This is a genomic window from Streptomyces sp. JLBG701 (assembly GCF_058544905.1).
The window spans coordinates 7,574,513-7,585,867 of sequence record NZ_CM178588.1; the positions used below are offsets into that span (position 1 = coordinate 7,574,513).

At 70.4% G+C, this 11,355-nt stretch carries 13 protein-coding genes; 9 read left to right on the forward strand and 4 right to left on the reverse strand.

Annotated elements, in window-relative coordinates; translation table 11 throughout:
* Position 1: 1 nt before the first annotated feature.
* Positions 2-1,327: a 3-phosphoshikimate 1-carboxyvinyltransferase gene (aroA, locus tag AC5DRG_RS35205; protein WP_491803621.1), complete on the reverse strand. Its 1,326-nt coding sequence runs from the start codon at positions 1,325-1,327 to the stop codon at positions 2-4.
* Between the two features lie 122 nt (positions 1,328-1,449).
* Positions 1,450-2,172, reverse strand: coding sequence for a M50 family metallopeptidase (locus AC5DRG_RS35210; protein ID WP_491803623.1), 723 nt, complete (start codon positions 2,170-2,172; stop codon positions 1,450-1,452).
* A gap of 104 nt (positions 2,173-2,276) precedes the next feature.
* On the opposite strand from AC5DRG_RS35210, the gene AC5DRG_RS35215 reads away from it, so the two are divergent.
* The 8 genes from AC5DRG_RS35215 to def all read left to right on the forward strand — a co-directional run bounded on the left by AC5DRG_RS35215 (position 2,277) and on the right by def (position 9,535).
* Entirely contained in the window at positions 2,277-3,092 is an 816-nt protein-coding gene (locus AC5DRG_RS35215; RefSeq protein WP_491803625.1) for an SOS response-associated peptidase, read from the forward strand.
* Between the two features lie 16 nt (positions 3,093-3,108).
* Positions 3,109-3,738 (forward strand): alpha/beta hydrolase family protein, encoded by a 630-nt coding sequence (locus AC5DRG_RS35220; protein WP_491813245.1) that lies wholly within the window; start codon positions 3,109-3,111, stop codon positions 3,736-3,738.
* 271 nt (positions 3,739-4,009) lie between these two features.
* Positions 4,010-4,693, forward strand: a complete 684-nt coding sequence (gene sigR, locus AC5DRG_RS35225; protein WP_491803627.1) for an RNA polymerase sigma factor SigR — start codon at positions 4,010-4,012, stop codon at positions 4,691-4,693.
* On the forward strand, positions 4,690-4,992 hold the full coding sequence (gene rsrA / locus AC5DRG_RS35230; RefSeq protein WP_491803628.1) for a mycothiol system anti-sigma-R factor: 303 nt from the start codon (positions 4,690-4,692) through the stop codon (positions 4,990-4,992). Before sigR ends, rsrA begins: the two co-directional genes overlap by 4 nt.
* 117 nt (positions 4,993-5,109) lie before the next feature.
* Positions 5,110-6,447, forward strand: a complete 1,338-nt coding sequence (locus tag AC5DRG_RS35235; RefSeq protein ID WP_491803630.1) for an HD-GYP domain-containing protein — start codon at positions 5,110-5,112, stop codon at positions 6,445-6,447.
* Complete coding sequence (locus tag AC5DRG_RS35240; protein WP_491803631.1) at positions 6,444-7,733, forward strand: HD-GYP domain-containing protein; 1,290 nt, start codon at positions 6,444-6,446, stop codon at positions 7,731-7,733. The genes AC5DRG_RS35235 and AC5DRG_RS35240 overlap by 4 nt, the downstream gene beginning before the upstream one ends.
* 105 nt (positions 7,734-7,838) lie before the next feature.
* Positions 7,839-8,819, forward strand: coding sequence for a tetratricopeptide repeat protein (locus AC5DRG_RS35245; protein WP_491803632.1), 981 nt, complete (start codon positions 7,839-7,841; stop codon positions 8,817-8,819).
* A 65-nt stretch (positions 8,820-8,884) separates the two neighbouring features.
* Positions 8,885-9,535, forward strand: coding sequence for a peptide deformylase (gene def / locus AC5DRG_RS35250; protein ID WP_491803633.1), 651 nt, complete (start codon positions 8,885-8,887; stop codon positions 9,533-9,535).
* 16 nt (positions 9,536-9,551) lie between these two features.
* On the opposite strand, the gene AC5DRG_RS35255 is transcribed toward def, so the two are convergent.
* Positions 9,552-10,517, reverse strand: a complete 966-nt coding sequence (locus AC5DRG_RS35255) for a GlxA family transcriptional regulator (protein ID WP_491803634.1) — start codon at positions 10,515-10,517, stop codon at positions 9,552-9,554.
* Positions 10,518-10,609: 92 nt separating this feature from the next.
* Here AC5DRG_RS35255 and AC5DRG_RS35260 point away from each other — a divergent pair, with 92 nt between their 5' ends.
* Positions 10,610-10,798 carry a hypothetical protein gene (locus AC5DRG_RS35260; RefSeq protein ID WP_491803635.1) on the forward strand — a complete coding sequence of 63 codons (189 nt, stop codon included), beginning with the start codon at positions 10,610-10,612 and terminating at the stop codon, positions 10,796-10,798.
* Here the strand turns inward: AC5DRG_RS35260 and AC5DRG_RS35265 are convergent.
* Entirely contained in the window at positions 10,773-11,282 is a 510-nt protein-coding gene (locus tag AC5DRG_RS35265; protein WP_491803636.1) for a hypothetical protein, read from the reverse strand. The genes AC5DRG_RS35260 and AC5DRG_RS35265 overlap by 26 nt on opposite strands.
* Positions 11,283-11,355: the final 73 nt, after the last annotated feature.

An 11,355-nucleotide genomic window follows, 5' to 3' on the forward strand; every position in this document is an offset into this window, starting at 1 on the left:
CCTACGCCCCATCGCTCCCGAGCATCCCGCTCCACAGGTCGGGGAAGTCCGGGAGGGTCTTCGCCGTCGTCGCCACGTTCTCGATCTGGACGCCCTCCACCGCGAGGCCGATGATCGCGCCGGCCGTCGCCATGCGGTGGTCCTCGTACGTGTGGAAGATCCCGCCGTGCAGTGGGCGCGGGCGGATGTGCAGGCCGTCGGCGGTCTCGGTGACGTCGCCGCCGAGCTCGTTGATCTCCTTGGTGAGCGCGGCCAGGCGGTCCGTCTCGTGCAGCCGGAGATGGGCCACGCCGCGGAGGGTCGAGGGGGAGTCGGCGAGAGCCGCCACCGCCGCGATGCCCGGGGTCAGCTCGCCGACCTCGCTCAGGTCCACGTCGATACCGTGGATGGCGCCGGAGCCGGTGAACACCAGCCCGTACTCGGTCAGTTCGCAGGAACCGCCCATCTCGGTGAAGATCTCGCGCAGCCGGTCGCCGGGCTGGGTGGTGCGGGCCGGCCAGTCCGGGATCAGGACCTTGCCGCCGGTCACCAGGGCCGCCGCAAGGAACGGCTGGGCGTTGGACAGGTCCGGCTCCACGGTCAGGTCCCGGCCCAGCAGGGCGCCCGGGGTGACCCGCCAGACGTTCGGCTCGCCGCCCGACTCCGGGGTGTCGACCTGGGCGCCGACCGCGCGCAGCATGTCGACCGTCATCCGGATGTGCGGCATCGAGGGCAGCGAGGAGCCGGTGTGGCGGACCTCGACGCCCTGGTTGAAACGGGGGCCGGACAGCAGCAGCGCCGAGACGAACTGGGAGGACGAGGACGCGTCGACCGACACCGGGCCGCCGTCCAGGGCGCCGCCGCCGTGGACCGTAAGCGGGAGTGCGCCTCGACTGTCGTCGTCGATGCGGGCGCCGAGGACGCGGAGGGCGTCGATCACGCCGTGCAGGGGGCGCTCGTACGACCTCGGGTCGCCGTCGAAACGGATCTCGCCGTCTGCGAGGGCGGCGACCGGGGGGAGGAAGCGCATCACCGTGCCGGCGTTGCCGACGTTGATCGTGGCGGGGCCGTGCAGGCCCGCGGGGATGACGCGCCAGGCTTCGCCGGAGCCGTCCGGGCCTACGCCCTCCTCGATGCCGACGCCCATTGCGCGCAGGGCGCCGGCCATGAGGAGGGTGTCGCGGGAGCGGAGGGGGCGGCGCAGCCAGCCGGGTTCTGAGGCGAGGGAGGCCAGGACGAGGGCACGGTTCGTGACCGACTTCGACCCGGGTACGTGGACCGTCGCGTCGACGGCTCCGGTCGCGTATGGGGCGGGCCAGAGGGCGATGTGTGGGTCGTTCGGAGCCATGGGGCAACTGTATAAGTAGGCCGTCGTTCGGGTGCTGCGCCGTTGTGGCTGGTCGCGCCCACGCGGCGGAGCCGCAAATTGATACAGCCCCGCGCCCCTGACGCCTGCCCCTTCGGGGCGCGTCATACCTCCAGGAGCCACCTGCCCCCGCCTATCAGCGAGCACAGGCTCACCGCGTGGAACAGGAAGAACCACAACCCCGCCGGTACGTGCGTCAGCCTCGACAACTGATCCGCGTCCGAGTCTCCGGCGCCGCCGCGCGAGCGCTTCATCTGTAGCTCGAAAGCCGGGCGTACTCCGCCCAGCAGCAGGAACCACACCACCGCGTACGCGAACGCCGCCTGGACCTGGGGGCCCGCCAGCCAGGACACCACCACGAAGGTGGCGCCGGAGAGGATCACGGTCAGGGCGCCGTAGGCGTTGCGGATCATCACCAGCATCGCCACCAGGAGCGCCGAGGCCAGCCACAAGAGGGCCGTGATGTGGCCGGCGGCGAGCATCGCGGCGCCGCCCAGGCCCAGGAGCGGGGGAGCGGTGTAGCCGGCGGCGGCGGTGAGGATCATGCCGATGCCGTGGGGCTTGCCGCGGCTGACGGTGAGGCCGCTGGTGTCGGAGTGCAGGCGTATGCCGGTGAGCTGGCGGCCGGTGAGGAGGGCGATCAGGCCGTGGCCACCCTCGTGGGCGATGGTGATGGCGTTGCGGGAGATGCGCCACAGGGTGTGCGGGACGACCACGGCGAGGGCGGCGACCATGGTGGCGAGCACCACCCACAGATCGGGGTCGGGCTGGCTGCCGAAGATCTCGTTCCAGAGGTCGGCCAGCGAGGTCGAGGCGATGCTGTCCATGTTCGGCGGTGGCTCCCGTGGGTCGGATCAAAAGGGGCTGGCGCGCAGCGCCATCGTTGAGGGGTGGTGGTCGGGCGACGGGTGGGCCTGGCAGTGTTGCACGTATGTGCGGACGGTATGCAGCGAGTCGTGGGCCCGAGGATCTCGCAGGAATCTTTGAGATCGAGAAGTGGGAGCCCGAGGAGACCCTGGCCCCCGATTACAACGTGGCCCCGACCAAAGAGGTCTATGCAGTCCTCGACCGTCCCGTCAAAGACGCGGAGGACCCCCGTCCGGTTCGCCAGCTGCGGAAACTCAAGTGGGGCCTGGTCCCGTCCTGGTCCAAGACGCCCGAGGGCGGCGCCCGGATGATCAACGCGCGCGCCGAGACCGTGCACGAGAAGCCGTCCTACCGCCGGGCCTTCGCCGCCCGACGCTGCATCATCCCCGCCGACGGCTACTACGAGTGGGTCACCGGCACACAGGAGAGGGACCTGGAGGTCGAGGGCAGGAAGAAGCGGCCGCGCAAGCAGCCGTACTTCGTGCTGCCCGCCGACGGCTCGGTCTTCGCGATGGCCGGGCTGTACGAGTTCTGGCGGGACAAGACGCTCCCCGACGACCATCCGCAGGCCTGGTGGGTGACCTGCTCGGTGATCACGACCGAGGCGGAGACGACGCCGCTCGCGATCGCTCCGGCCGACGGCCCGTACGCGCTGGCCGACATCCACCCGCGGATGCCCCTGATGCTGACGCCGGACCGCTGGGACGCCTGGCTGGACCCCTCCCGCACGGACCCCGACGACCTCCGCGAGCTGCTCGCGCCGCCGCCCGCCGGTCTGATGCGCGCCTACCCGGTGACCACGGCCGTCAGCAACGTCCGCAACAACGGACCGGAGCTGCTGACCGAACTTGAGGGGCCTGAAGAGGGCACACTCTTCTGATGTGACGAGCGAGATCATGGGCACCGAGATCATTGGCACGGACGCGGGGGACGCCCGCATCACCTGGCACAAGGCGCGGAAGGCGCGACTCGTCCTCGCCGTCAGCCATGGCGCCGGCGGGGGCATCGAAGCGCGGGACCTCCAGGCGCTGGCGGCCGTGCTGCCCGGGCACGGGGTGAGCGTGGCGCTCGTCGAGCAGCCCTGGCGGGTGGCCGGCAAGAAGGTGGCGCCGGCGCCGAAGACCCTGGACGTGGGCTGGCGGGGACTGTGGCCCGCGCTCGCCAAGCCCGGGCTGCCGGTGATCTCGGGCGGGCGCAGCGCCGGTGCCCGTGTCGCCTGTCGTACGGCGACGGAGCTGGGCGCCCATGCCGTACTCGCCCTCAGCTTCCCGCTCCACCCGCCCGGCAGGCCCGAGAAGTCCCGCGCCGACGAACTCCTCGGGGCCGGGGTGCCCACACTCGTCGTCCAGGGCGGCCACGATCCCTTCGGGAAGCCGGAGGAGTTCCCGGACGGATCCTTCGAGCTGGTCGAGGTGCCCTACGGCGATCACGGGTTCGTCGTGCCGAAGCGCGCGGAGATCACGCAGGAGCAGGCGCTGGCGATCGTCACGGGGCGGGTCGTGGAGTGGACTCGAACACTCGGGTAAAGGGCGGGAATGCTGAGCCCCTTACCACTGTTGAGGCGGACAGAAGTGCTGGCCGGGTGAAGGACTGGCCGGCAGCGCAGACGTCGTAGGAGAGGAAGTCCGCCGCATGGGTTCGACCTTCTGCCCGAGTCGCAGCAGCAGCGCTGAACTGGACTGGACAGTGCTGCACGCGACGAAGAGCGGCCCTATTCGGGCGGCGGCCGGACCGGATCGTCGTCTATCCTCCGATTCTGGTGGCATCGGTTTCGGTGCTGTCGGCAATCTTGAGGAGGTGGGTCCGGTCACTGGGACCGACGCAGGGACCGAACACGGCCAGGCGGAGCAGCCCGAGGGCCAGGGCACGAGCACGGAGTCGTCCGCCGAGCGCAGCCTGCGCTTCGAGCGGGACGCGCTCGAATTCCTCGACCAGATGTACTCGGCCGCGCTGCGCATGACGCGCAACCCGGCCGACGCCGAGGACCTGGTGCAGGAGACCTACGCCAAGGCGTACGCGTCGTTCCACCAGTTCCGCGAGGGCACCAACCTCAAGGCGTGGCTGTACCGGATTCTCACCAACACGTTCATCAACTCGTACCGCAAGAAGCAGCGCGAACCCCAGCGCAGTGCGGCCGAGGAGATCGAGGACTGGCAGCTCGCACGGGCCGAGTCGCACATGTCGACGGGCTTGCGCTCCGCGGAGTCGCAGGCGCTCGACCACCTGCCCGACTCGGATGTGAAGGCAGCGCTCCAGGCGATCCCCGAGGAGTTCCGCATCGCCGTGTATCTCGCGGACGTTGAGGGCTTTGCGTACAAGGAGATCGCGGACATCATGGGGACGCCCATCGGTACGGTGATGTCCCGGCTGCACCGGGGCCGCCGTCAACTGCGCGGCATGCTCGAGGACTACGCGCGTGAGCGCGGGCTGGTCCCGGCCGGTGTCGGAGAGTCGAACGAAGCGAAAGGCTCGGGCTCATGAGCTGCGGAGAGCCGCACGAGACGGACTGCAGTGAGGTACTCGACCATCTCTACGAGTTCCTCGACAGTGAGATGCCGGACGTCGACCGCGACAAGTTCAAGCAGCACTTCACGGAGTGCTCGCCGTGCCTGGAAAAGTACGGGCTCGAAGAGGCCGTGAAGAAGCTGGTCAAGCGGTGCTGCGGTCACGACGACGTGCCGAGCGACCTGCGCTCCAAGGTCCTGGGGCGGCTCGATCAGATCCGCTCCGGGCAGGCCGTGCCCGAGCACGACATCACCGCCGCCCCGCAGGAATCCTGAACGCGCGATCGTCACTCGAACGTGCTAATCCGCGGGTGATAAGCCCGCGCACTCCCCCCTGGCCGCCCTAGGCTCCCCAGCCTGGACAGGCATGGTCGGGGGAGGAGCAGGAACATCATGGAGGCAATTCCGGCACGGGCGCGCGCGTACGTCGCCTGTGTCGTCCTCTGCGTCCTGTTCTGCCTGCTTCCGCTGCCGACGGTGCGTACACCGTGGTGGGCCGTCCTGCTGCTCGCCGTGCTGTACGCCGGCTGCGAGCAGGTCGCCCGCAGGCGGTTCGCCGGCACCTTCTACCCCGTGCTGCTCGCCGGCGCCTTTCTCCTGCCGCCGCCCGCCGCCGCGCTCGTACCACTGCCGGGGGCGCTGCTCTCGCGGGTCGAGCAGCGGCCTTTCCTGCTACGGCGGGTGTGGCGGGCCGCTCAGCTGGCGCTCGGGGTGTGGGCGGCCTCCCGGGTGCACTGGTGGCTCGGCGGCCGGGACGCCGTCGTCGCGTCCGACTTCCCTTACGCGCTGCTGCCCGCCGGGGCCGCCGTGGTGGCGTTCTGCCTGGTGCTGAGCGTGCTCGACGGCGGGATTCTGGTGCTCGCCGAGCGGGTGCCGGTACGGCGGGCCTGGCGGGGGCTGTTCCTACGATCCCTCGCTCCCGTCGCCGTGCACGGGCTCGCCGGGCTGATGATGGCCGTCCTGTGGCGCAGTCCGTACGGTCCTGTCGCCGCGTTGCTCGTGCTGTTGCCGATGTGTGTGTCGTGGTGGGTGTTCGCCCAGTACCACCGGGAACGGGCCGCCCATCAGGCGACGATCAGGGCGTTGGTGCAGGCCGTCGACATCAAGGACGGGTACACACGCGGGCACAGCGAGCGGGTCGGACAGGCCTCGATGATGATCGCGCGTGAGCTCGGGATGGACGACGAGCGGGTCGAGGTGCTGCGGTTCGCCGGGATCCTGCATGACGTGGGGAAGCTGGGCGTACCGACGCGGTTGCTCCGCAAGGACGGGCCGTTGACGCCCGAGGAGCGGCGCGTGATCGAACTGCACCCCGAGTACGGGCACGAGATCGTGCGGGGCATCGGGTTTCTGGGGGAGGCCCGGTCGGCGATTCTTCATCACCATGAGCGGATCGACGGGAGCGGGTATCCCTATGGGCTCGTCGGGAGTCAGATCCCGGAGTTCGCGCGAGTGGTGGCTGTCGCTGACGCGTTCGATGCGATGACGTCCACTCGGTCCTACCGTCGGGGTCGGCCTGTGTCGGCGGCGTTGGAGGAGCTACGTCGGTGTGCGGGGGTGCAGTTCGACCCCTTGATGGTCACGGCGTTGGTGCGGGCGCTGGGGCGGTATGGATGGCATCCGGCGGTCACAGCCGACGAGGCCCAGTCCCGAAAAGCCTTCCCACCCACGCCACCCGTTTCCAGTCGGACAGAGAAGCACCCCGACGGCGTCGGCCGGAGCGGGCCATGACTTCGTCCGCGCCGTCCCGTTCGGCCTTGCCTGGGCCATCTGCCTCGCCCCGCCCTCCCCTCCTGCTCGCCCTCATTCACGCCTCCGCCGCCCTCCTCGGCCTCGTCTCCCTCCTCGTCACCCTCTGGACCGGCCTCGACGAACGCGGTGTCGCCCTTGCCTTCGGGGTGCTCGTCGCTCTGGGGGAGCTGACTCGGTGGACCGGGGCCGATGTGCGCCAGGCCGCGCCACTCGGGGCCGCCGGGGCGCTGGCCTATGCGTTGCTCGGGGAGGATGCCGGGCAGCCGACGCATCATGGCGCGGCCCAGGTCGTCACCGTCGTTCTTGTCGCCTCCCTGCTTGGATCCGTGCCGCACATAGCTCGCGGGCAGAGCCCTACGCTCGATCACCTGGCCCGGCGGGTGCTCACCGTCGGATTCGCCGCCGTCTGTTTTCAACCGCTGTACAACCGGGGTGTGTTCGGGGAGTGGGGCGGTCCCGCCTACGCGCTGCTGCTGCTCGCGCTTCTCACGCTCACCGCCCTGTGCGACGCCGTGCTCGCCGCCGCGCTGGCGCACTCCCGTACCCGGTGGCCGTTCGGCCCGCTGCTGCGGGACGAGTTGCGGGCGATGCTCGGGATCGGGTCGGCCGTGTGTGCGACGGGGGCGGTGATGGCGCTCGCGGTCGCCGTCGTGGGGCTGTGGGCGCTGCCCGTGTTCTCGCTGCCGCTGCTGCTCACCCAGCTCTCCTTCCGGCGGTACGCCGCCGTACGCGCCACCTACCGGCAGACCATCGCCTCCCTGGCCCGGTCCACCGAGATAGCGGGCTACACCCCCGCCGGGCACGCCCGCCGCGTCGCCGCGCTCAGTCGGGCCGTCGGGCGGGACCTGGGGCTGTCCGAGCCCGACCTGACCGTTCTGGAGTACGCGGCCCTGATGCACGACATCGGCCAGCTCAGCCTCGTCGACCCGGTGCCGGCCGGGGCCACCGCCGTGCTGCCCGCGCAGGAGCAGCGCCGTATCGCCCTGCTCGGGGGAGCCGTCGTACGCCAGACCGGGGTCGACGCGGAGGTCGCCGTCGTCGTCGAGCGGCAGGCCGACCCCTATCGGGAGCAACCGGTCACCGCGCAGATCGTGCGGGCGGTGAACGCGTACGAGGAAAAAGCCCGGGACGCGGGGCCCGGCGGGCCGCTGAAAGCCCTGGAGGAGCTGCGGCTGGGGGGCGCCGGGGACTACGCGCCCGAGGTCGTGGAATCGCTGGCCCGCGTGCTGTCGCGGGACTGTCTTACGCTGCCCTCGGCTGGGTAACCCATGGGTAATGAGCGCCCTTCCAGCCGCACGTGGTTGGATGCGAATGAGAGGGTGTCCGGGGGCACAGGCCAGCCCACACCACGGAACTGGCAGGCGGGAATCGTGAGGATCTTCGGCAAGGGACGGCACCGGCCCTCCGCCTCCTGGCGGCAGGCCACCGACCGTGCGTTCACGCTGATCGGCGACGGTCGGTACGAGGACGCGGGAGCGCTGTTGACACGTGCTGCCGACCTTGAGCCCTGGTTGTCCGAGTCCTGGTTCAACCTCGCCCTGCTGCACAAGTTCCGGCACGACTGGGAGCAGGCCAGGGCGGCGGGGCTGCGTGCCGTCGCGCTGCTCGACCGGGAGACCGGGGCACCTGACTGGTGGAACGTCGGCATCGCCGCCACCGCGCTCCAGGACTGGCCGCTGGCGCGGCGGGCCTGGCAGGCGTACGGGCTGCGCGTGCCGGGCGCTCCCGGTGCGTCCGGGGAGCCCGTCGGGATGGACCTGGGCAGCGCGGCCGTACGACTCTCTCCCGAGGGGGAGGCCGAGGTCGTGTGGGGGCGGCGGCTGGATCCCGCCCGTATTGAGGTGCTGTCCATTCCGCTGCCGTCGTCCGGGCGGCGGTGGGGTGAGGTCGTGCTGCACGACGGGGTTCCGCATGGGGAGCGGACGACTGGTGCGGGGCACGCTTACCCCGTTTTCGACGAGATCGAGCTTTGGGCTCCTTCGCCTGTTCCTACCTGGGTCGTGCTTCTGGAGGCCGATACCGAGGCCGATCGGGATGCGCTGGAGCAGCTTGCGGCTGACGCCGGGTTCGCGGCGGAGGACTGGTCGTCGTCGGTTCGGTTGCTGTGTCGGATGTGCTCGGAGTCCCGGATGCCGTCCGATGAGGGCGACGGGGAGCATCTCGATCCGCATGATCACAGTGAGCCGGGGCATCCTGGGCCGCTCGGTCATCGGACCGATGGGCAGCTGTGGGTGCCTGAGCGGGAGTGTGGCGTTGCGGCGCCCGCCTCGCTGGTTCGGGGGTTGCTGGACGGGTGGGTTGCCGACAGCCCGGATTCCAGGGACTGGCGGGATCTCGAAGAGGTCTGTTAGGTGCCCTTACCCTGTATCAGCATCACACCCCCCTTATTTTTTGGTTGAGGAAGGCATCGTCGGTCATGGCGCAGCAGGACACCGATCAGCAGCACGTGGGCGTGCTTCCCGTGGACGACGAGGGCTTCGTCATCGACACCGAGGGCGGCGAGGAGCGTGAGGCCGGGTGGCGTGAGCGCGGGACCTCGCGGCCGATCACCGTTGTCGGGAACCCGGTGCTGCACAAGGAGTGCAAGGACGTCACCGAGTTCGGCGAGGAGCTCCAGCAGCTGGTCGCGGACATGTTCGCCAGCCAGCGTGCCGCCGAGGGCGTGGGCCTGGCCGCCAACCAGATCGGCGTCGACCTGAAGGTCTTCGTCTACGACTGCCCCGACGACGAGGGTGCCCGGCACACCGGTGTCGTCTGCAACCCCAAGCTCGTCGAGCTGCCCGCCGAGCTGCGCCGCCTGGACGACAGCAACGAGGGCTGTCTGTCCGTGCCGACCGCGTACGCGCCGCTCGCCCGGCCCGACTACGCCGAGGTGACCGGGCAGGACGAGCAGGGCAACGCGATCAAGGTGCGCGGCACCGGCTATTTCGCCCGGTGTCTGCAGCACGAGACCGATCACCTGTACGGCTACCTGTACATCGACCGGCTCTCCAAGCGCGAGCGCAAGGACGCGCTGCGGCAGATGGCCGAGAACGAGCCCCGTTACGCCATCGTCGAGAACGACTGAGCGGTCGAGTATGCGTTCAGGCGGCCTCCGGGCCCCTGAACGTGCGGCGATAGGCGTTCGGGGTGGTGCCCAGGGCCCGTACGAACTGATGGCGTAGCGCTGCCGCCGTACCGAACCCTGTTCGGCCCGCGATCGCGTCCATCGTCTCGTCCGTCGCCTCCAGCAACCGCTGGGCCTGCAGGACGCGTTGGCGCAGGATCCAGCGGTAGGGGGTCGTGCCCGTCTCCTGCTGGAAGCGGCGTGCGAAGGTGCGCGGGGACATGTGGGCGCGGGCGGCTAGCTGCTCGACGGTGACCTCCTCGTCGAGGTTCTCCGCCATCCAGACGAGCACCTCGCCGACGGTGTCGCAGGGGGAGTCCGGCAGCGGGCGGTCGATGTACTGGGCCTGGCCGCCGTCGCGGTGCGGGGGGACGACCATACGGCGGGCGATGGTGTTGGCGACCTCCGTGCCCTCCTCCTTGCGCACGATGTGCAGACAGGCGTCGATACCGGCGGCCGTGCCCGCCGAGGTGATCACCGGGTCCTCGTCCACGTACAGCACATCGCGCTCGATGATCGCGCGCGGGACGCGCCGGGCCAGTTCGTCCGCCTGCTGCCAGTGCACCGCGCAGCGCCGCCCGTCCAGCAGCCCGGCGGCACCGAGCACGAAGACACCGGAGCAGACACTGAGCACGCGGGCACCCCGGTCAACTGCCCTCACGAGGGCGGCGAGCAGTTCGGGCGGGTACTCCCGGCCCACGTAGTCGCTGCCCGCCGGTACGGCGATCAGATCGGCCTCCTCCAGCCGGTCGAGGCCGTACGGCGTGGAGACGGTGAAGCCGGGGACGTGGGTGCGCAGCGAGGGGCCCTCCGCGGAGACGACCGCGAAGTCGTACACCGGCAGGCCCTGGTCGGCGCGGTCGAGGCCGAACACCTCGCAGACGACGCCGAGTTCGAAGGGGTGCACTCCGTCGAGGAGGACGGCGGCCACGTTTTTCAGCATGCTGCCAGTGTGCCTTGCATCTGGCAGTAAATCGAGGGTGTGCGGCAGTCCTGCCACTGACGGTCAGGGGCAATCGGCGCGAGACTCATGTCATGAATACAGCCACGGACAACCTCATCGCCGTCATCGCCCTTCTCTTCGTCTTCGCCGCCGTGGCCCTCCCCTCGCTGGTCGGTCTCGTGCACGAGCGTCGCATCGACCGTCAGATCAGGGAGGCCCAGCGCCCCGTCCGCACCTGGAACCCTCGGACCGACGTCAGCGGTTCGACACCACTACGGTGACCGCCCACTCCTGAATCCCCTTGCACGACACCTGGCCCGGCTTGGTCGCGATGGCGCACAGCGGGCGGGACGACGTCAGTTCAGCCGTCCCGGCCGAGACCGCCTCGAAGGCGGACGAGGCGTCGCCCGGCGGGAGGACGATGCCGCTGTTGGTGGCCTCCAGGGCGGAGCCGTCGACGGCGACCGCCTTCCAGGGCCGGGCGGTCGTGCCGTCCAGACTGATACGCAACACACCCCCGGTCGCCAGGCAGTACGTGTGCCCGGAGTCGGCGGCGGAGAGCTCCGTCGGCGCCGGTTCACAGCCCTCGTCGCTCGCAGTGGGAGAGGCGGAGTCAGAGGGAGTTGTCGTGGGGGACGACGCCGTGGGGGACGGCGACACGGTGCCGCTGCCTCCCGCGCCGCTGTCGTTCTCCGCGCCGCAGCCCGCGAGGAGAAGCGCCAGTGCCGCGAGGGCGACGGTGCGGCGGTGGGTCGTTCGGTCCATGGAAGGCCTCCTTGCCGCTTGGACGTACCGACACCGGATCAGGATCCATACGGGTACATGACAGGGCCCCGGC

Coding starts and splice junctions, on each gene's coding strand:
- def (WP_491803633.1), top strand. CDS start 8,885: ATGGCGCAGCAGGACACCGATCAGCAGCACGTGGGCGTGCTTCCCGTG.
- AC5DRG_RS35240 (WP_491803631.1), top strand. CDS start 6,444: ATGACTTCGTCCGCGCCGTCCCGTTCGGCCTTGCCTGGGCCATCTGCC.
- AC5DRG_RS35235 (WP_491803630.1), top strand. CDS start 5,110: ATGGAGGCAATTCCGGCACGGGCGCGCGCGTACGTCGCCTGTGTCGTC.
- AC5DRG_RS35220 (WP_491813245.1), top strand. CDS start 3,109: ATGGGCACCGAGATCATTGGCACGGACGCGGGGGACGCCCGCATCACC.
- AC5DRG_RS35210 (WP_491803623.1), bottom strand. CDS start 2,172: ATGGACAGCATCGCCTCGACCTCGCTGGCCGACCTCTGGAACGAGATC.
- rsrA (WP_491803628.1), top strand. CDS start 4,690: ATGAGCTGCGGAGAGCCGCACGAGACGGACTGCAGTGAGGTACTCGAC.
- AC5DRG_RS35260 (WP_491803635.1), top strand. CDS start 10,610: ATGAATACAGCCACGGACAACCTCATCGCCGTCATCGCCCTTCTCTTC.
- AC5DRG_RS35265 (WP_491803636.1), bottom strand. CDS start 11,282: ATGGACCGAACGACCCACCGCCGCACCGTCGCCCTCGCGGCACTGGCG.
- AC5DRG_RS35255 (WP_491803634.1), bottom strand. CDS start 10,517: ATGCTGAAAAACGTGGCCGCCGTCCTCCTCGACGGAGTGCACCCCTTC.
- AC5DRG_RS35215 (WP_491803625.1), top strand. CDS start 2,277: ATGTGCGGACGGTATGCAGCGAGTCGTGGGCCCGAGGATCTCGCAGGA.
- aroA (WP_491803621.1), bottom strand. CDS start 1,327: ATGGCTCCGAACGACCCACACATCGCCCTCTGGCCCGCCCCATACGCG.